This window comes from Huijunlia imazamoxiresistens (assembly GCF_037132455.1).
Classification (GTDB): Bacteria; Bacteroidota; Bacteroidia; order Chitinophagales; family Chitinophagaceae; genus Flavisolibacter; species Flavisolibacter imazamoxiresistens.
Genome location: NZ_JBBBEI010000039.1, coordinates 20,667 through 41,552 on the forward strand (window position 1 = coordinate 20,667; position 20,886 = coordinate 41,552).

A 20,886-nucleotide genomic window follows, 5' to 3' on the forward strand; every position below is an offset into this window, starting at 1 on the left:
CTGAACCGGAAAAGACAGGAATAGCAGTGCCCCTCCTCAATAAAAACGTCCATCTTCCCCAACGGGAGATGGACGTTTTTATTGAGGAGGGGCCGGGCGCTTTCTATTTGATCAGCAAAATTTTCTCCACGAACAGGTTCCGCCCGATAGCCATTTTCAGGAAATAGAGTCCCCCGGGCTGGTCGCGCAGGTCAATGGTCTTCGTCGTCGTGCCCCGGGCGGCCGTCAGGGTGCTGGAATACACCACGTTGCCGGAGGCATTCACCACGGTGAAGGTGACCGTTTCGGCCTGCGGCAGGCGCAGCCGCACCGTCAGCAGACCGTCGGAGGGGTTGGGCCCGACGGAAAGCGCCGGAAGGGAATCGATAGGAGGCGCCGGCGGAGCGATGCAGTCGATCCGTACCGGGTTGGAAGTAGCCAGTTGCGGAGAGGCGCAGGCCAGGTCCGGGATCATCCGGGCGAAAACCGATACGCCGTTGGCGGCAGTTTTCAGGGTAAAGTCCGCTCCATTGGCGGCCTGCCGCACCTCGTCCACATACCACTGGTATTGCGGGTGGTTCCCGCCGTTCACCGGCCAGGCGGAAAACCGCAGCTCGCTGCCGGGGCAGCCGCTGTAGGAAACGCTGACCTGGGGTGTCGCCCAGGCAACCAGGCGGACGCTGGCCGTAGCGGTGGCGCTGCATCCGTTGGGCGAGGTGCCGGTAACCGTATATACGGCAGATGCCGGCGGCACGAAGCTGACGGTGGGCATGGTGGTGGCGATCAGGCCGGGACCTGCGGTCCAGCTGAACATCCCGGCGCCGCTGGCGTCCAGGGTGATCGGGGTGCCGGTGCAAAGGGAGGTATCGGCGGGCGATACAGTCACGCGGGGAAGCGGGTGAATGGTGATGCCGACCGTTTTGGTGGCGGTGCAGCCATTGCTGGTGCCGGTAACCGTGTAGGTATAGCTGCCGGCTGCCGGCGGCGTGGCGGAAACCGTGCTGCCCGTAGCGGCCTCCAGGCCGCTGCCGCTCCAGGAATAGCTGGCGGCGCCCGTGGCCGACAGGGTCACCGTTTTGCCCGCGCAAACCGCCGCGGCGGATGCGCTGACCGTAACGGCAGGGAGGGGGTGGAGGATGACCGCCTGGCTGCCGGTAGCCGTGCCGCAGGCATTGGTGACGGTGACGGTATACGTGCCGGAAGCCGTTGCCTGCAGGCTGGGGCCCGTGGCAAAGGTGTTCCACCGGTAGCTGCAATTGGTGCAGCCGGCGCTGGCGGCAGTAAGCGCCACCGGGGTGCCCGCGCAGGCGGTGGCCGCAGGCGTGGCGGTGATCACCGGTACGGCAGGCGCCGCGTTGCCGCTGATGGTCAGCGTTAGGGACGAGCGGTTGTTGTTTTCATCCGATTCGCTGACGGCATTGCCGCCATCGGCTACCAGGAACAGGGTATAGGTCCCCGCCGCGGTGGAACAGGGGATGACCAGCTGTTGGGTCAGCGCCACGGCGCCGGCAGCGGCATAAAGCGGGGGGCGGTCCAGGGTTCCCAGCAGTACGTCGCCATTCAGGCCGGGGGTCAGCACCGGGTCGGCCGACAGGTAGAACTGTACCTGGTGGCCGGCTGCGGGGGCCGCTCCCCGGTTGGTTTCCGTAAAGGAAATCGTGAGCGTGGCGCCGGCCTCGGGGGCTGCCGGCGTCGCCGAAGGGCTGCCGGTCACCAGGTCGGGAAGGCCCAGGGTGGCATGGGTGCCGCCACCGCTGCCGCCAAAGCTGCTGACATAGTATTCGGCCACGTGCAGGGTGTCCATCCGGGCATAGGTCCAGGTGCGCAGCGAAGGCGCGGCGCCCGGGGCGTACCAGGAAACGGCCGTTGCCGGCACCGCGGGGTGCAGCGGGTTGGCGGCGCCGGATGCGGTAAAAAATTCGAGGTCCGCCGGCCGGCCCAGCTGGGGATTGCTGCCTTGTACATCGCCCAGGTCGGCCGTGGTAAAGGGAAAGCGGACCAGCAGGCTGTCGGTCAGGACGGCCGTTGCTTTCAGGGTCCAGTACCGGTTCAGGGCGTACCACGCCCCGCCGCCGGTATTGTAGGCGGCGAAGGTCAGGTCGGTGCCGGAGCCGGTGCCGTATCGGGGGGTGGTGGCCACCTTCACCACCAGGGAGCCGTCGTTGACGGAGCCGATGTTTTTGCCCTTCTTTTTCACGGACAGCAGGTAGGTGCAGTTGCTGTAGTAGTGGGTCCAGCCGGCGGTGTCGGTGAGCTCCCGGTTGGCGGCCAGGGAATCGGCGGCCCGGGTCAGCAGCTGGTTGGAGGCCCAGGGGCTGCTGCCGGATTGTTCGTAGGCGCCCAGGTCCGCCGCCGTCCCGGCGATGCGGTTGTTGCCGGCCAGGTCTTTGGGCGTGGTTACCACGCTGTTCTCGCCTTTGTCGATGCCGTCGGAGCAGGGGGCCAGCTGCAGGCCGTCGTCGGCGGTGAACCATTTGCCGTCGGGGCCTATGGGGTTGCCGCTGTTGCGATACGTGATCGCATGGGGCGGCAGCAGGCCGCCGCCATACCAGTACCGGGGCGGCGTGCTGACCGCACTGTTGCGGATGGGCCATTCCACCTCGTATTGGCCCGGTGGGTTGCCGCTTTTACGGTAATAGAGGTCGTCGAAGGGGTTTTGTACGCTTCCGGGCGTGGCACCGTTGCCGGTAAAGAGGCAGTTGGCAATCGAGGGCATAGCTCTTCCACTGGAATAAATGCCGCCGCCCCCAAGGCCGGGCGACAGGATGCGGTTGTTGGCAAAGGTGCAGTTGGTGAGGGCAACGCCCTCGTTATCAAGCAGGCACAGGCCGGCTCCCAGTACGGCCTCGTTGGCCGAGAACAGGCAGTTGGCGATCTGGCCGCCCGTTCCTTCCCACCAGATGGCGCCGCCGGAGCTGGCCTTGTTGCGTTCAAAGACGCAGCCGGTAAGGGAGCGCCGGGGACCGCACTGGCTCAAATAGAGGCCGGCGCCCGCGGAGGCCTGGTTGCCGGAAAATACCGATTGGCGCAGGTCCAGGTTTTTGATCCGCCGCAGCATGAGGGTGCCGTTGCCGAGGCTGTAGTTGTTCACAAACCGGCAGTTGTACAGGCGCAGGTGTTCGATATAGTCGGCATTCAGGGCAAAGGGGAGGCGGGCGGGGAAGGTGTCGTAGCGGGCCTCTTTCAGCACCAGTCCGTCGAGCTGCAGCGTGTCGATGTAAAAAGCGTTCAGGAGGCCGAAGCTGTTGTCGGTGGAATCCTGCGCCCGGCCGATGTCGCCGGACAGGATGGTGGGGTGGGCGTCCACGTCGCGCAGGCCGGTGGCAGGATCGTAGCTGCCCAGCACCACCAGCCGCCGGTCGATGGTGAAGGAGCTGTCGCGGTCGGCGACGGCCGGGCGGTAAACGCCGGCGGCCAGCTTCAGGGTATCGGCGCAGGGGTTTTGCAGCGCCTGGTGCAGGCTGCCGTAGGCCCGGGCCCAGCTGCTGCCGTCGGCGGCGCCGGAGGCGCCGGCCTGCACGTAAACGGTGGCCGGAACGGCAGGCAAAGGCATGGATTGCCGTTCGTAGGCGCCTCGGTCCACCTGGCCGCCATACATGCGGGGCTGCCCGCTGAGGTCGGTGGGGGTGGAGACGTAGGCATTGTCGCCGGTATTGACCGCCGGGCTGCAATCACAGAGCTGCAGGCCGTCGTCGGCCGTAAACCAGCGGCCGTCCTCGCCGGCCGGCCGGATATAGTTCGCCAGCCGCGGGTCCTTGCCCGTCGTGTTGGTGCTGCCGGCAGCCGTGTAAAACTCGAACATCGAATTCCGGATAAAGGGCTGCGCCTGGGTGGCGCTGGCGTTCACGATCTCGGTGCGGGCCTTGAGCGCCGCTGAATCGTAGACCCCGATCTGGAAGTTGCGCCAGAAAATGCTGTTGTAGATCCGCGGCGACGACTGGGCGTCATTGCGGATCAGGCCGGCTTCCGGGGTTTTACTGTTCACCACCACGCAGTTGCTGATCACGGGGTTGCTGCGGTAATTCTGCATGAAGGCCGGCGCATAGCCGGAGCCCTCGCTGCCCGTGGCGATGCAGTTGGTCAGCCGGATATGGCTGCTGTTGGTATTGTAAAAGGCATTGTTGCAATTGCTGAAGACGCAGTTGGTAAAAACCGGCAGGGAGCTGTCGCTGTAGGCCACGCCTCCATAGTAGTCTACCCGGCCGTTCTCAAACCGGCAGTCGGTAAAGGTAGGGTTGCTCTGGTAGTTGAAGCAAATGCCGCCCCGTTGGGAAAGGAAAACCGTCCCGGTGGAGTCCCGGAACCGGCAGTTGCGAAATACCGGGTTGGACTGGAAGTTACTGATGTCCGTAGGCTGGGCGCCGGCAATATTGCCCAGGAACAGGGAAGCGGTCACTACCGGGTTGCTGGCTTGGTTGGCCAGTACCTGGGCGTGGTTTTGTAAAAAGGAGCAGCTGTCGATCTGCGCCGATGCCTGCCGCAGCACCAGTATCCGGCCATATCCCATATCCGGGGTGGTCGCTCTTTGTACGGTGTTGTTGCGGAACACGCATTGCTGCAGGCTGGCCTTCGGGTGGTTGCGGAGAGCTACCAGTTCATCCAGATTATCCAGGGTAATGAGGGTATTGTGCTCAAAGCTGCAGCGGCGCAGCAGCAGGTCCTGGTTGTCCCGGGCCAACAGGAGGCGGCCGTTGTTGCCGGTAAACCGGCAGTTGCTGATCACGGGGTTCTGGCACTGGCTGTAGAGCAGCAGGCCTTCTTCGTAGTTGGATTTTCCATTCCCGCCCTGGGTTACCGTAAACCCGTCCAGCACCGAGCTGCTGTCCAGCCCGAGGCCGCGAACCAGGAGGTTTTCCTGGCCGCCGGCGTTCTGTCCATTGATATAGGTCGGGTAGCGGTCATAGTCACGGGCGGCATCGGCGGGGTTTCCCGTGGGCGGGTAGCAGCCCCAGATAATGCGTTTGTTCTCGAGCCAGTAGGGCGCTTTCGGCCCATTCTGGTAGGGGGCATAAGTACCGGCGGCCACCTTGATGGTATCGCTGCAGGCTTGCAGGGCCTGGTGCAGGTCGGTAAAGGCGTCGTCCCAGCTGCTGCCGTTGCCGGCGCCGGTAGCCGCGGCGTTCACATACAGCACCTTCGGAGGAGCAGTTGCCGCCTGCTGCGCTTCATAGGCACCGAGGTCGACGGTGCCGTCAAATACCCGGCGGTTGCCCAGGATATCCTGGAAAATGCCGTCGGCCAGGGCGTTGCCGCCGGCATTCAGGGCCGGGGAACACGGGTGTTGCAGCGCAAAGCCGTCGTCGGCGGTAAAATAGCGCCCGTCGGCTCCTTCGACGCTGGCGGTGTCGCGGAACCGGGGCCGCACGCCCCGCAGCAGGTGGGTACCCCATTGCTGCACCTGCAGCAGCGCGTAGTCGGAGGTGCAGGTGGAGGCCTCGAGCTGTACCTCGGGCAGGTCGAAGGCCTGGCTGTTCCAGTTTACCGCGGAAAGGGTATTAAAATAAGCGATGGTATTGGAAAGGCTCACGGTGCTGTGGCGCCGGGCCGCCACCAGGCTGCCCGAGCAGGCATTGACCGCCAGCGTGCTGTTCTTCAGGGTCACCTGCCCGCTGTCCACCAGCAGCAGTTCGGCGCCGGCGTTGCGGGCCGCCAGTAAGTTTACAAAAACCGGCGCGGCGTTGTGCTGAACGGTTATGGGGCTGCTGTAGTTGCCTGTCACGATGCAGTTGAAAAAAGAAGGGCGGGCATGATGTACGGCAATGGCCGAACCGCTCTCGTAGGAGGCGTTGTTGCGGAACACGCACCGGCGCACCGTTATGTTGGCGCCGTTTTCGATGCTGATGCCGCCGCCCCGGTTCTGGGCATCCGTGCCATTGCCCGACCCGCCGTTTTGCACGATAAAGCCGTCCACCAGGCAGGCATTCATGGGGCCGCTGGCATACAGCACGTGGTAGTCGGCACCGGCGCGGGCGGCGTTTTCGTAGCCGCTCAGGATGGTAGGGTAGTGGCCGGGATGGCGGTCGGCATCCAGGGGATTGCCGGTGGCGGGATAGCCGCCCAGCACCACGATCGAGTCGGTCAGTTCCAGGCCGTTGGTCCGGCTGGCGCCGGCGTAATAGGTGCCCGCCGCCACTTTGATGGTGTCGCCCGGCGCGGCGTTGCTGATCGCCGTCCGCACGCTGGTCAGGGCATCGGCCCAGCTGGCGCCGGAACCGTTGGAGCCGGGGGCGGAGGGTTTTACATGAAGGGCGAAGCCGGTGGCGGTGGAAGTGGCCGGCAGGATCTCCACGGCGTAGTCCTCCGTTTCGCCGGCATAGGAGGTAGCGCAGGCGGAGTGGGCGGCATCGGCATTATAGGCGATCCGCATGCGGGTAACGCCCAGCTTTGCACCAAAGGGTACCCGGATATAGCCGGTATACAGCCCGGCGGCGGTGGGGGCGGACAGCCGGGTGTATTCCCGGGCGCCGAAGTCGCCGTCCTGGTTGAAATCCACGTAGCAGTGCACATACCGGGCTGTGGCGCTGCCGGTAGCCACCGCCAGGGATTGAAACGTTCCCCGGGCAATGCGGGCCGGCGCCAGGGTGGCGGTGTAGTCGGAAAAATTCCCGCTGCCGCAGTCGCTGCTGTTGCGGAGGCCTCCGAACTGTACCTGCGTAATGGTATACGCGCCGGAGCACAAAGCGGAGAAAGGCTGGCAATAGCATTGGTGGAACGCCCGCAGCGGCACCAGCAGGCTGTCGGAATAAGCCGTAGCGCCCCCGCTGCAGGCCGTTTTGCGGCGGTACCAGGTGGTAGCCTTCTGCATAGTGCCCAGGCTGGCGTCGGAAGCCCCGGGCAGGTCGGTCCAGGTGGTGCCGTCGGGCGAGGACTGCCACAGGTAGGTCAGGCCCGTGCCGGTGGAACTGCCCGCCACGCTGATGGTGAAATAATAGGAAGCGCAAACAGTAGGGGCGTTGGCGGAAAGGGTGCCGCCGTTCAGGGCGGGGGGACACCCCTGCGCCTGGGAGCGTTGTGCCAGGAGCAGCAGGGAAAAGAGCAGCGCCAGGAAGGCGCCTGGAAGTTTTCTCATAGCATTGTTTTGGGTACGGGTAAACCGGGCATTAAAATTAGTTATAAAATGTAAGCTGTACAATTCTATTTAATTGCCCGGATGCTTCTGTTCAGGAAGGCTTTTCCGGTTGGGGTTTCAGGTCCTCCATAAAATACAGCAGGATAAACCCGGCCACGAGGCAAAGGATCTCCGCATATAAGCTATAGTGAAAGGCTTTTACAAAATCACCCGAGGTGCCCGCAACGCTGAAGAACAACCCGCCGATAAAACAGATGCCCAATGAAGAGGCGGTTTGCTGCACGGTGGAATACGTGCCCGAAGCGATGCCGGCAAACTGGGGCGGCACCTTCTTCAGTGCCAGGTTGATCAGCGAAGGCAGCACCAGCCCGCCGCTGAAGCCCAGCAACGGCAAATTGAACAACAGGGTCTGTTCGCTTAGCTGGTCATCGAAATAGAGCAACTGGTGCTGGAACACCAGGATCATCAGCGCTATCCCTGCCTGTACGGGCTTTTTGCCAAAGGCATTCACCAGGCGGATGGAAAGAAAAGACGAAAGGGTAAAACACGTGCCCCAGACCGTGAAGTACAGGCCCGTTTGAAACGGTGTGCAGTGCAACCCGTTTTGAAAATACAGGGTGGACACCAGCAGGTAAGCGGTATGCATGATGAAGTAAAAGATCAGCAGGAGCAACCCCAGGTTAAAATCCTTTATGCGGAACAGCCGGATATCCACCAGCGGGTGTTGCCTTTTCAGCAGTTTCGTCTTCTGGTTGCGGATAAAAATGTAAAACAATACCAGCGAGGAGGCAATCATCCCAAAGCTCCACAAAGGATAGCCTTTTTCCCTTCCTTCCGTCAGCGGGTAGATCAGGCTGCCCAGGGCCAGGGTGAACAGCACCACGCCGGAATAGTCAAACCTTTGTTTTGTATTCTGCCCTGTATTGATTAAAAACTTTTTAGCCAGCCAGAAGGCGGCCAGGCCGATGGGCAGGTTGATGAAAAAAATGAACCGCCAGCCTTCGGTGAAGGTATCCAGGCCGGCAAGGAAACCGCCCAGGAACTGGCCCAGCACGGAGGCGGCACCCAGGGTGATCCCTACATAGCCGATGGCCCTCGTCCGCTCTTTGGGTTCGGGAAAAAGCACCTGTACATAGGCCAGCGCCTGCGGCATCATAAAGGCACCGCTCACCCCCTGGAAAAATCGTGCGGCGATCAGCATCGCTGCACTGTTCGCCAGTCCGCACACGCAGGAGCTGAGCACAAAGAACAGCATGCCCCATAAAAAGACTTTTTTCCGTCCCCGGATGTCACCGGCCCTGCTGCCGGTGACCTGGAAGGAGGCATAGCCGAGGAGGTAGGAGGCAATGATCAGTTCAGCCGCACTGTCGGAGGCCCGGAGGCTTTCTTTGATCGAGGGGAGCGCAATATTGACAATAAAGACATCGATGACGGTCAGCAGCGGGGCCGTGAGCAGGATGCCATGCTGCAGCCATTTGTTGGCGCTATGATTCATAGAGAAAGAAATTTTACGATTGGAATTGAGCAAACGCTTCTTCGAGCACGGTGTGTACGGCCTTGGTTTTTCCTACCGGGATCTCGAAGCGGTTGTCTTCCAGGCCGGCCAGGAGTTCCTCCGCCACTTCTTCGGGGGGAATGCCATTCGTTGCACCGCCGATGCCTGCGGAAAACTCCGTATTCACCATAGGCGGTATCAGCTCGTATACGCCCACATTTGTTTCGGACAGGGATTTCCGCAGGGATAAGGTGTAGAAATGCAATGCGGCTTTACTGGCCGAATAGGTGGGAATAACGGCGGCCGGCCGCAGGGAAGCGATGGAGGTGACGTTCACCACCGCCGCCCGGCTTTTTTCTTTCAGCAGGGGCAGCAGCAGTTCGGTAAAATGGATGACGGCGAGGTAATTTGTCGTGATCTCTTTGGTAGCATGTGCATAGGCACTGTCTTCTCCATTACCGTCTAAAGAGTAAATATACGCTTCGGCGGCATTGTTGATGATCACATTGACCTGCGGGTGGTGTTGCTTCAATTCTTCGGCTACCCGTATGCGCTCGCTTTCTACGGACAGGTCGCCCTGGATGGCTACGGCATTCTTTAATTGCCGCAATGCTTTATCCAGGCGTTCCCGGTTCCTTCCGTTGATAATGACCTTATTGCCTTTTTCGGAAAACAGCTTTGCGATTTCCAGGCCGATGCCGGCGGAGCCGCCGGAAATGAAAATGGTGTTGCCTTTTGTGTTCATGTTTTTAGATTTATAATGTGGGGAATATGTAGGTGTAGGAAATAATGGGTGTAAGATGCCCGGAGCAAGCGGAACGCTTCCTCAGAGGGCTATGGGTAGGATAAGTGGAGGGGAATATGAAATTCAGTGGTCAGCCGGGGTGAGGTTTTACGCCATTGCCCCTTCTACCAGCTTTTCGGCGATGGCTTTGGCATTCGTCATGGCAGCCTTCGTTTTTTGAAAGCCGGCCGTTACCGTAGCCCCTTCGATCAATAAATACAGGGTGTCCGCCAGTTCTTCCTTCGTCAACGCGCCTTTTTTAAAAGCGGCCGGTTGCAGGAGCTCCAGGATCAGGTCGCGGAACTTCATCTTGTTCTGGTTAATGAGCTCAAAGGCCCGCTGGTCTTCGGGCGCCACCTCCGCGCTGGCCTTGATGAAGGGGCAACCCCCGTAATTGCTCACGACCTGCCGGTTCATGCGAAAGTCGAACAGGCCCAGGATCTTTTCCTTCGGGTCGTTCAGCGGATCAATATGGCTGTGGAGCTGGACAAACCAGCGGTCGCTGAACTCTTCCAGGTACGCATACAGCAGGTCCGACTTGGATTTGAAGTGGTGGTACAGGGATGCTTTGGCAATATTCGATTCGTCAATGATCTGGTTGATGCCGGTAGAATTGTACCCCTGCGTATAAAACAGGTGGGTGGCGGTCTCCAGTATTTTGGATCTTATAGCGGTCGTTGACTTCATAACCAATGTTTCTACTGCAAACTTAGGATATTTTTCGATAGGTAGACAAGTCTGTCTATTTATTTTTTTCCCCCGGCTGCTGGCCAGAAAACAGGACGGGGTACTTCCGGGCAGTTGCGGTAACCGCCTTTGCAGTCCGTTATGAATGAAGGTAACTGGTGGTGGGAGCGGTAATTTTAGACCGTCTTGTCCAGATTTTTTTATTCAACCTTATCTTTGACGCGTGAAAAAGGGCTGCTGCTCCATATTGTTTTTCATCCTGTTGTGCACGACCACCTCGTTCAACCAGGTGTTCCGGCTGCCGGCCCTGGTGTCGCACTACTGCGAGCACCACCAGCTGGATCCCAATGTCGGTTTTCTGGATTTCCTGTCCATGCACTACTGGGGCCAGGACCTGAATGACAACGACCAGGACCGCGATAACCAGCTGCCCTTTAAAAACCTGTACAGCCCCACGGTTTCCCTGCTGGCCCTGCCGGTAAGCAAGCCCGCCGTACCCGCCACCTGCGTGGTGCTGCTGCAGCGGCCCCAGCCCGGTTACCGCGCCCCCGACCTGTCGCCGCCGGCCCTGGCCGCCCTCTTCCGCCCGCCCCGGGTGTAGGATTCTTTTTCCCTATTACCGTTTATGTTCTGGCCTTCCCGGGAGGTCCGGGATGCCTTTTCGTGCTCATTTCTGAAAAGAATCCAACTCGTTATGCTCAATAAGATCATTGGCTTTTCCGTCCGGAACAAGCTGGTGGTGGGCCTGTTGATCCTGGCCCTCATCGGCTGGGGTTCCTACGAGGTCAGCCGCCTGCCCATCGACGCCGTACCGGACATTACCGACAACCAGGTACAGGTGCTCACCGTTTCGCCCTCCCTGGGGGCACCCGATATCGAACGCCTCATTACCTTTCCCATCGAGCAGGCCTGCAGCAATATCTCCGGCCTGAAGCAGATCCGGAGCTTTTCGCGCTTCGGCCTTTCGCTGGTGACCATCGTGTTTACCGACGAAACCGATGTGTACTGGGCCCGCCAGCAGATCAGCGAACGCCTGCAACAAGTGTCTAAAGACATCCCGGACGGGGTGGGGGCGCCGGAGATGGCGCCGGTCTCCACGGGCCTGGGCGAGATCTACCAGTACGTGGTGCGGCCCAAAAAAGGCTTTGAAGGCAAATACAGCCCCATGGACCTGCGCACCCTGCAGGACTGGATCGTGCGCCGCCAGCTGCTGGGGACTCCCGGCGTGGCGGAGGTCTCCTCCTTCGGGGGCCAGCTCAAACAATACGAGATCGCCGTGCGCCAGGAGCAGCTCAAGGCCCACGGCCTTACCATCGCCGACGTCTTCGACGCCCTGGAAAAAAACAACCAGAATACCGGTGGCGCCTATATCGAAAAAGGGCCCACGGTGCTGTACATCCGCAGCGAGGGCCTGACCGCCACCGTGGCCGACATCGAAAAGATCGTGGTCAAGAGCCTGGGCGACGGCACCCCCCTGCTGCTGCGCGACGTGGCCCGGGTGCAATATGGGTCGGCCATCCGCTACGGGGCCATGACCTTTAACGATAAAGGCGAGGTGGCCGGGGCCGTGGTGATGATGCTGAAGGGCGAGAACTCCTCCGAAGTGATCAAACGCGTAAAAGCCCGCATCGCCGACATCCAGAAGATGCTGCCGGAAGGCGTCATCATAGAACCCTTCCTGGACCGGACGAAGATGGTGAACAACGCCATCAAAACGGTGGAGACCAACCTGCTGGAGGGGGCCCTGATCGTCATCTTCGTGCTGGTGCTCTTTCTGGGCAACCTGCGGGCGGGCCTCATCGTGTCGTCGGTGATCCCGCTGTCCATGCTGTTTGCCATTATCCTGATGAACCATTTTGGCGTGGGCGGCAACCTGATGTCGCTGGGCGCCATCGATTTCGGCCTGATCGTGGACGGCTCGGTGATCGTGGTGGAGGCGATCCTGCACCGCTTTGCCCATTCGCGCCACTTCCGCGGCCTTTCCCGCATCAGCCAGCAACAGATGGACCAGGAGGTGGCCACCTCCACCGGCTCCATGATCCAATCCGCCGTCTTCAGCCAGGTGATCATCCTGATCGTGTACCTGCCCATCCTGTCGCTGGAAGGTATTGAAGGAAAGATGTTCAAGCCCATGGCGCTGACCATCGCCTTTGCCATTTTCGGGGCCTTTCTGCTGTCGGTGACCTATGTGCCGATGCTGTCGGCCCTGCTGCTCTCCAAAAAGCTGTCGCATACGCCCACCTTTACCGACCGGATGATGGCCTGGCTGGAGCGCCGCTACCAGCCCCTGCTGCAGCGGGTGCTGCGTTTTCCCAAAGCCGCCATCGGCGGCGCCCTGGGGCTGTTTGCCGTGGCGGTGGTGGTCCTGGGCGGCATGGGCGGCGAATTCATTCCCCAGCTCGAAGAAGGGGATTTTGCCGTGGAAACAAGGCTGCTGACCGGCAGCAACCTGAATAATACCATACGTTCCACCCAGCAGGCGTCCAAAATTTTGCTGGAACGCTTTCCCGAAGTGCAGAAGGTAGTAACGAAGATCGGCAGCGCCGAGATCCCTACCGACCCCATGCCCTTCGAGGCCGGCGACATGATGGTGATCCTGAAGGACAAGCAGGATTGGACCTCGGCCCGCAACTTTCCCGAGCTGAGTGCCAAGATGACCCGGGCGCTGGAAGAAGTGCCGGGGATCACCGTGGGCTTCCAGTTTCCGGTGCAGATGCGGTTCAATGAGCTCATGACCGGCGCCCGCCAGGACGTGGTGTGCAAGATCTATGGCGAAAGCCTGGATTCCCTTTCCGCCTATGCCCACCGCCTGACGGAGATCATCCAGACGGTGAAGGGCGCCGTGAACATTTATGAAGAACGTGTGACCGGCATGCCGCAGGTGGTGGTGCGCTACAACCGCGACGGCATGGCCAAATACGGCCTGCACGTGGCCGACATCAACCGGGTGGTCAATACCGCCTTTGCCGGCCAGGTGGCCGGGCAGGTGTATGAAGGCGAGAAGCGCTTCGATATGGTGGTGCGGCTGGCGGGCGAGCAACGGCAAACCCTGGCCGATGTGGAAAACTTGATGGTGCCCACCCGGCAGGGCACGCAGATCCCGCTGTCGCTGGTGGCCGGCGTGGAGGAAGTGGAAGGCGTGAACCAGATCCAGCGCGAGAACACCCGGCGCCGCATTATCGTAGGCTTCAACGTCAGCGGCCGCGACGTGCAGTCCATCGTCGAGGAGCTGCAGCAAAAGGTGGGGCAGCGGCTGGGCCTTTCCCGGGAGTATTCCATCGTGTATGGCGGCTCGTTTGAGAACATGACGGCGGCCAAGGAGCGTTTGAGCCTGGTGGTGCCGGTGGCCCTGGGGCTGATCTTTTTGCTGCTGTATTTTGCCTTCGGCTCGGTCAAGCAGGGCCTGCTCATTTACACCGCCATCCCGCTTTCCGCCACGGGCGGTATCCTGGCCCTCTGGGCCCGCGACCTGCCGTTCAGCATTTCGGCGGGGGTGGGCTTTATCGCCCTGTTCGGCGTGGCGGTGCTCAACGGGATATTGCTGGTCTCCGAGTTCAACCGCCTCCAAAAAGAAGGCTGGCACGACCTGCGGCGCATTGTGATCCATGCCACTAAATCCAAGCTGCGGGCGGTGCTGATGACCGCGCTGGTGCCTTCCCTGGGCTTTATTCCCATGGCCATCAGCACGGGGGCAGGAGGGGAGGTGCAAAAGCCCCTGGCCACCGTGGTGATCGGCGGCCTGCTGGTGTCCACCCTGCTGACGTTATTTGTATTACCGGTTTTGTATATCGTTTTTGAAAAAGGTTTTCAATATACCCGTCCCATGAAAAAAATAACGGCTGCCCTGGCCGTGCTGCTCCTTTTCGGCAGCGGCCTGCAGGCGCAGTCGCCCATTACCCTGTCCGCCGCCCTGGACAGCGCCGTAAAGAACAATGCCGCCCTGCAGGCTTCCCGCACGCAGGTGGCCTACTACCAGGCGCTGCGCAAAAGTTCGTTGGAGATTGAGCAGGCCGGCCTGCTGGTGGATTACGGCCAGTTGAACAGCCTGGCCCGCGACAACCGGTTTTCCCTGACCCAGGGCATCCAGTTTCCCACCGTGTACAAGCACCAGGGAACCATCAACCGCCTCCAGGCCGGCCTCAGTGAAACGGATTTTTTGCAAAGCGAGCTGGAGGTAAGAACGAGGGTAAAGCAATTGTTTTACCGCTTGCTGGTGCTGCGGGAGCAGCGCCGGCTGTTGACCGAAGCCGACAGCCTCTATGCCGGTTACCTGCAAAAAGTGGAGCAGCGCTTCAAGGCCGGGGACGTGGACGTTTTGGAGCGGGCTACGGCCGAAAACCAGCGGCAGCAGATCGCCCGGCAGCTGCAGGCCCTGGCCACGGACGAGGCCGTGCAGCGCCACCAGCTGCAGGTTTTATTGAACACTTCCCGGCTGCCCGAGCCGGCAGCGGATTCGGTGGTCTATGCCCTGGCGGAAGTACCGCAGTTGCCCGCCATCGACCGGCACCCTTTGATACAAGGGAAGCAGCAGCAGGTGCTCCTGGGCGAGGCCCAGCAAAAGCTGGAAAAAAGCAGGCTGCTGCCTGCGCTTTCCGCGGGCTACAGCAGCGCCACCTTCATCGGCTGGCAGACCGCCCCGGACAACACCGAAAAGTATTTCGGTTCCGGCAAGCGCTTTTCCGCCGTCACCCTGGGCATCGGGCTGCCCCTGTTTGCTTCGGCCCAGCGCTCCCGCATCCAGGCGGCGGGTCTCCAGGCCCGCCAGCGGCAGCAGGAGCTGGCGGCCACCCGCCAGCAGCTCCTGGCCGGTTTGGAGGATGCCCTCCAAATTCAACGCCGGCAGGCAACCCAGGTGCAGGCCTACCACCGGTCGCTGCTGCCCAATGCCGCCCTCATCCTGCGCAGCGCCACGGCGAAGCTGAATGCCGGCGAGATCAGCTACCTCGACTGGGTCGTGCTCGTCAACGGTGCCCTGCAAACCCGCAGTGACTACTTTGATGCCGTACAGCAGCTGAACGAAGCCGTTATTGAAATCGAACGACTCAGCGCCCTTCACTAACACAAAAAAACAAACATGAAAAAAACTATATGGTTCGCAGTGGTGTTGCCGGTCCTCTTCTCGGCCTGCAGCCTTTCTGGAAAAAACGCCCAGGCCGATACGCCCAAAGAAGAAGCGCGGATCGCCGTGGAAAACGACGTAGTGGAATTGTCCCCCGCTCAAATGAAAAATGCCGGCATTGTGACCGGCTTGCCCGAAGAAAAGGAGTTGCACAGCACCCTGAACGTTACGGGGGTGGTGGACGTGCCGCCGCAGCATATCGTTTCGGTGAGCATGCCCCTGGGCGGCTACCTGAAGCGCACGGCCCTTATCCCGGGGGCCAGGGTGAGCCGGGGCAGCGTGCTGGCCACGCTGGAAGACCCCGCCTACATCCAGCTGCAGCAGGAGTACCTGACCGCCAAAAGCCGGCTGCGCTACCTGGAAGCCGACCTCAGTCGCCAGAAAGGGCTGAACGAAACGAAAGTAGCCAGCGACAAAACGCTGCAGCAGGTGCAAAGCGAGTACGAAGGGCAGCGGATCCTTTTGCGCTCGTTGGCGGAGAAGCTGCGGCTGATCGGCCTGCGGCCCGAAGGGCTCACGGAAAACAGCATTTCCCGCAGCGTTCCGCTCTATGCCCCGATTAGCGGGTATGTCAGCAAGGTAAACGTCAATATCGGAAAATACGTGGCGCCCACCGACGTGCTGTTTGAATTGATCAATCCCGACGACCTGCACCTGGAGCTGACCGTCTTTGAAAACGATGCCGCCCGCCTGGCGCCTGGCCAGCCGGTGGTCTTTACCGCCAATAACCGCCCGGAAGCCAGCTACACCGCCCGGGTACAGCTGGTCACCCCCAGCATCGGCGAAGACCGCAGCACGCAGGTGCACTGCCACCTGGAACAGCAGGGACGGCAGTTGCTGCCCGGCACCTTCGTCAACGCCACCATCCGGCTGAGCGGCGCCCGGGTGACGGCGGTGCCCCGGGAGGCCGTGGTGAAATGGGAAAGTAAAAACTACCTGTTCCTGCAGCAAGGGGCCGCCGCCTTCCGCATGGTGCCGGTGGAGACGGGGACGTCGGAAGAAGGATTTACCGAAATCCGTTCCGCTTTACCTGCGGGCCGTATCGTTACGCAAAACGCCTATACGCTGCTGATGAAGATGAAAAATAGCGGTGAGGAAGAATAGAACAGGGCGCCCCTGCCCGGAATGAATGTTTTTCCGGGCGGGGCGCTCCGTTTTTATTACGTATCTACTATTTGTGTCCCACCAACTTTTTTGACTGCCGGCCTGTAAAAAGCATTATTTTTCCTTCCATGATGGCCGGGAGGGAAATATTACGAACGATCTTGTGGTGGGTGTTGCTGTTTGGGTGGGTTTCGCTTCAGGCACAGGTAAAAAGCAAAACAGAGCATTATTCCACCGAGGATGGCCTGTCGCACGACGGCGTCATGGCCATCACCAAATGCCGGGAAGGCTTTATGTGGTTCGGTACCTGGGACGGCCTGAACCGCTACGACGGGCATACGTTTACCACCTACAAGTCCCGCCCCGGCGACAGCTCGCACCTGAAAAGCAACCGCATCGAAAGCATCGTCGAAGACAAAGCAGGCTATTTATGGCTGCGGGCCTATGACAACCAGGTCTACCGCTTCGATAAAAAGACGGCCACCTTCTGGCCGCTGGCCAGCCTCCTTCCCAAAGGGCAGGAAAACAACACCTTCAACCGGGTCTTTCCCCAAAGCAACGGGCAGGTATGGTGCACCACGGCCGCTAACGGCATCTATTGTATCCGGGCGGCCCGGCCCGGAGTTCCGGTGGTCCTGCATTACGGCAAGGATGAAAAGGAACGCCCATTGCCGTCCAACCATGTCAATTTTTTGTTTGAGGACCAGCAGCACACGCTCTGGATCGGGACGGAGAAAGGACTTTGCCGGTTGCCGGAAGGGGTTGTTATCGCTAACCTGCTCCAGGGGCAGAACGTTACGGCTATTGCAGAAGACAAAAACAAAATATGGCTGGGCACGGCTTCGGGCTTGCTGGCGGTATTTGAAAAAGCATCCCGTCAGCTCACCACAAAACAACTATCCGCTTTCCGGCTGAACGCCCTTCACGTTTCAAAAAACGGAGCGGCCGTGTACGCCGCCACGGCGGGAGGGGAAGTGATCACCGTAGACGCTGCCTCCCTGACCTTCCGCCAACAGGCATTGCCACAGGCGGAGCCGCTCCATTCGATCTATGAAGACCGGTCCGGGCAGCTCTGGATCGAGCCCCAGCGCCAGGGCGTCATAAAATACCATCCGCAGCAAAACACCTTCCAGCGCTTCCTTCAAAAGACGGATGCGTTTATGAGCTATACCATCCGCGAATACAGTGTATTTGAAGACCGGGAGTCCCGCCTGTGGGTGGCTATGAAAGGGGGCGGGTTTGGCTGGTACGACCCTTCCACCAACGAAGTCAAACCGTTTACCCCTCCTCCCGGGGCCTCGCCCTTCTCCAACGCAGTGACCGTTAAGTATTACGACCCGGCGGGTGTATTGTGGCTCAGTACCGGCAGCCGGGGCGTGGAAAAGATCATTTTTCAAAGCAATGAATTTGCCACCCGGCCCGCCGATCCTTCGGCGGCCGCCAAAACCGATAACGATATCCGCGGCATCTTTTGCGATGACCACCACCGGCTATGGCTGGCCGCCAAGTCGGGGCGCCTGTACCTCCGCGAAGCGGATGGCCGGCCCCTCACCCACTTTTTCCTGAATGAACCGCCCGGCGGCCTCGGCCTGGTGTACACCCTGCTGCAGGACCGGTCGGGCACCATGTGGCTGGGCACGAAGGGCAACGGCCTGTTCCGGGCCGACCTCGTCAGCAGCCAGCCCCTGAAATACCGGCTGACCCATTACGCGGCCGACCCCAACGATCCCTACAGCCTGAGCAGCAACCTGGTCTACTCCCTGCTGGAAGACCGGCAGGGCCGCATCTGGATCGGCACCTTTGAAAAAGGCCTTAACCTGCTGGTCCGCCCCAACGGGAAAGAAACCTTCCTCCATGCCCGGAATGCTTTTGCAAATTATCCCCCCGGCCTGGCCCAAAAGATCCGGCACCTCCAGCTGGACGGACAGGGGCGGGTATGGGCCGCCACCACCGACGGACTGCTCCTGGCCGACGGACAGGCGGGGGCCGAAAAGCAGACCCGCTTTGTCCTGTATCAAAAGATCCCCGGCGACAAGGAAAGCCTGGGCACCAACGACCTGCAGTTTATCCACCGCGATGCCAAAAACCGGATGTGGATCGCCACCGCCGGGGGCGGGCTGAACGAGGCGATTGCCGAAAGGGGCAAACCGCTCCGGTTCCGGGTGTTTACCCGGGAGCAGGGGCTGCCCAGCGACTACCTCCTGAGCATAGCCGAAGACCGGGCAGGCAACCTGTGGCTGGCCACCGAAAACGGCTTGTCCCGTTTTACACCCCAAACCGGCCGTTTTCGCAACTACGATTCCTACGACGGTCTTCCCCGGAACGGCTTTTCGGAAGCCTCCGCCCTGGGGCTACCGGACGGAAACCTCCTGTTCGGCACCCTGAACGGCTACCTGCTGTTCCAGCCTTCGGCTCTTAAAGCGTCGAAGGCTCCTGCGCCCATCGCCTTTACCCGGTTCCAGGTAAACAATCAGGATATTGTGCCCGGCCGGGAGGATGCGCCCCTGTCCACCGACATCAACAGCGCCCCTTCCGTGCACCTGGCAGCGGATGAAAACACCGTCAGCATCGACTTCGCGGTGCTGGACTACCGCTCCGGCCAAAAGCAGGCCTGCGCCTTCCGCCTGGTGGGCTGGGACAAGCACTGGAACCCGGCGACCGGTCCGCACCGGGCAACTTATTCCAACCTGCCCCCGGGCCATTATGTCTTCGAGGTCAAAATCATGGGCGACCACCCGCAGGGAACGCCCCGGTCCTTCGCCCTGGTGATCGCGCCTCCGTGGTGGCGCACTACCTGGGCCTATCTTGTTTATTTTGCCCTGGCCATCGCCCTGCTGGAAGCTGCCCGCCGCATCGCCCTGACCCTGATCCGGCTGCGGAACCGCATCACCGTGGAAAAAAAACTGACCGACCTCAAAATCCGTTTTTTTACCAACATCTCCCATGAACTGCGTACCCCCTTAACCCTCATCCTCAACCCCCTGGAGCAGGTGCTTGATAAGGAAAATCTTTCACCCAAAAACCGGGAATACCTTTCGGTAGCCCGGAAGAATACCCTGAGGATGGTGCGGTTCATGAACCAGCTGCTGGATTTTCAGAAAATGCAAAGCGGGAAAATGCGCCTGCGGCCGGCCCTGACGGAAATGGTTTCCTTTGTGCACGGGATCACGGAATATTTTTCCGCAGCCGCCCGGGAAAAGGGGGTAACCCTCTCCGTCAGTACCAACGTCCGCGAGCTGCATGCCTGGATCGACGCGGAAAAGATCGACATCGTGTTGTATAACCTCCTGTCCAACGCCCTGAAGTTCGCCCCCAAAGGAACGGCGATCGACCTCCGCCTCCGCGAAGAGGCGGGCCGCCGCTTTACCATCAGTGTCAGCGACGAGGGCAGGGGTGTGCCTGCCGATCAACTCGCAGCTATTTTCGAATTGTACTACGAAGTGGACCAGCCGCAAGGCGCCCCCGTGGCCGGAACGGGCATCGGCCTGGCCCTTTCCAAAGAAATAATCCAGCTACACAAAGGTTCGATCAAAGCCCGCAATAACCCCCAGGCCGGTTTGACAGTCACGGTGGAACTGGGGCAGGGGCAGCCCCCGCCGGAAGGGCAGGAGGGACCGCTTTCGGTGCGGGGCCCACATGGAGCCGAATTTCCGGCCTCCCCGGCACCCTCGGTCCCTGCCCCTGCCGAAGCCCCGGTAGTGTTGCTGGTAGAAGATAATACGGAATTACGGCTGTTCCTGTCCGACCAGCTGCAGCCTTATTACCACGTGCTGGAAGCCCGGAACGGCCGGGAGGGATGGGAAAAAGCCAAGCAATTCCTGCCCGACCTGGTGATCAGCGATGTGATGATGCCCGAGATGGATGGCATTGCCCTGTTGGACCAACTGAAAAACGACCCGGCGACCAGCCACATCCCCGTCATCCTGCTCACGGCCAAATCGTCCGTGGAGAGCCAGGTGGAAGGCCTGGGCTACGGGGCCGACTACTACCTCACCAAACCCTTTCATGTGTCCATGGTGGTGGCGCTGGTCGGAAACCTAGTACGGCAGCGCAAGAAGCGGACGGCTGCGCTTTTGGGCTTTTCGGAAACAGTGCCCGTGGCACCACCGGCAACCGTGGCAGCGCCCGGACCGGCCGAACCCGAAACAACAGCGGAGCCGGTGGTGATTACCGCCAGGGACGAGGAGTTTTTAAAAGAAGTGTCCCGGATCGTGGAAGCCAACCTGGCCAACCCGCAGTTTACCATTGATATGGTGGCGGAAGCCCTGCTCCTAGGACGCACCACCTTTTACCGCAAGCTGAAAAGCCTCACGAACCTGGCGCCGGTGGAATTTGTCAAGGAAGTGCGGCTCCGGCGCAGCCGGGAGCTGCTGGACGAAGGGCAGGACGACCTTTCGGCCATTGCCTACGAAGTGGGCTTCAGCAGCCTCAAATATTTCAGTACCTGCTTTAAGGAAAAGTACAATATGTCCCCGAGTGACTACCTCAAGGCCCGGCAGGAGGGAAAACCGCCAGGGGCGTAAAACCTCTCCCCCGCCACGCCGGGGGCGCGGCACCCCCTCCCCACATAGGGCTACCGTTAGGACACATCTTTTGCTGAGGACGGTACCGGGAAGCCCGCAGGGCTTCAACAAAAGTAGCCCCGGGTG

General features: G+C 60.7%; 8 protein-coding genes. 4 read left to right on the forward strand and 4 right to left on the reverse strand.

What is annotated here, in order from left to right; all coding sequences use genetic code 11:
• Nucleotides 1-103 precede the first annotated feature (103 nt).
• The 4 genes from V9K67_RS24980 to V9K67_RS24995 all read right to left on the reverse strand — a co-directional run bounded on the left by V9K67_RS24980 (nt 104) and on the right by V9K67_RS24995 (nt 10,014).
• Entirely contained in the window at nt 104-7,048 is a 6,945-nt protein-coding gene (locus tag V9K67_RS24980) for a right-handed parallel beta-helix repeat-containing protein (RefSeq protein ID WP_336727506.1), read from the reverse strand.
• Nucleotides 7,049-7,139: 91 nt separating this feature from the next.
• Complete coding sequence (locus tag V9K67_RS24985) at nt 7,140-8,543, reverse strand: MFS transporter (protein WP_336727508.1); 1,404 nt, start codon at nt 8,541-8,543, stop codon at nt 7,140-7,142.
• A gap of 13 nt (nt 8,544-8,556) precedes the next feature.
• Nucleotides 8,557-9,288: an SDR family oxidoreductase gene (locus tag V9K67_RS24990; RefSeq protein WP_336727510.1), complete on the reverse strand. Its 732-nt coding sequence runs from the start codon at nt 9,286-9,288 to the stop codon at nt 8,557-8,559.
• Nucleotides 9,289-9,435: 147 nt separating this feature from the next.
• Nucleotides 9,436-10,014 (reverse strand): TetR/AcrR family transcriptional regulator, encoded by a 579-nt coding sequence (locus V9K67_RS24995; RefSeq protein WP_336727512.1) that lies wholly within the window; start codon nt 10,012-10,014, stop codon nt 9,436-9,438.
• Between the two features lie 223 nt (nt 10,015-10,237).
• Between V9K67_RS24995 and V9K67_RS25000 the strand changes: the two genes are divergently transcribed.
• The 4 genes from V9K67_RS25000 (at nt 10,238) to V9K67_RS25015 (ending at nt 20,760) form a co-directional block, all read left to right on the forward strand.
• Nucleotides 10,238-10,615 (forward strand): hypothetical protein, encoded by a 378-nt coding sequence (locus tag V9K67_RS25000; protein ID WP_336727513.1) that lies wholly within the window; start codon nt 10,238-10,240, stop codon nt 10,613-10,615.
• 93 nt (nt 10,616-10,708) lie between these two features.
• Entirely contained in the window at nt 10,709-15,073 is a 4,365-nt protein-coding gene (locus V9K67_RS25005; RefSeq protein ID WP_336727515.1) for a CusA/CzcA family heavy metal efflux RND transporter, read from the forward strand.
• Between the two features lie 15 nt (nt 15,074-15,088).
• Nucleotides 15,089-16,237, forward strand: a complete 1,149-nt coding sequence (locus V9K67_RS25010) for an efflux RND transporter periplasmic adaptor subunit (protein ID WP_336727516.1) — start codon at nt 15,089-15,091, stop codon at nt 16,235-16,237.
• A 128-nt stretch (nt 16,238-16,365) separates the two neighbouring features.
• Nucleotides 16,366-20,760: a hybrid sensor histidine kinase/response regulator transcription factor gene (locus V9K67_RS25015; protein WP_336727518.1), complete on the forward strand. Its 4,395-nt coding sequence runs from the start codon at nt 16,366-16,368 to the stop codon at nt 20,758-20,760.
• Nucleotides 20,761-20,886: the final 126 nt, after the last annotated feature.

Bases quoted from the DNA above. Each gene is read 5' to 3' on its own strand.
- V9K67_RS24980 (WP_336727506.1), bottom strand. From the start codon at position 7,048: ATGAGAAAACTTCCAGGCGCCTTCCTGGCGCTGCTCTTTTCCCTGCTG.
- V9K67_RS24985 (WP_336727508.1), bottom strand. From the start codon at position 8,543: ATGAATCATAGCGCCAACAAATGGCTGCAGCATGGCATCCTGCTCACG.
- V9K67_RS24990 (WP_336727510.1), bottom strand. From the start codon at position 9,288: ATGAACACAAAAGGCAACACCATTTTCATTTCCGGCGGCTCCGCCGGC.
- V9K67_RS24995 (WP_336727512.1), bottom strand. From the start codon at position 10,014: ATGAAGTCAACGACCGCTATAAGATCCAAAATACTGGAGACCGCCACC.
- V9K67_RS25005 (WP_336727515.1), top strand. From the start codon at position 10,709: ATGCTCAATAAGATCATTGGCTTTTCCGTCCGGAACAAGCTGGTGGTG.
- V9K67_RS25010 (WP_336727516.1), top strand. From the start codon at position 15,089: ATGAAAAAAACTATATGGTTCGCAGTGGTGTTGCCGGTCCTCTTCTCG.
- V9K67_RS25015 (WP_336727518.1), top strand. From the start codon at position 16,366: ATGATGGCCGGGAGGGAAATATTACGAACGATCTTGTGGTGGGTGTTG.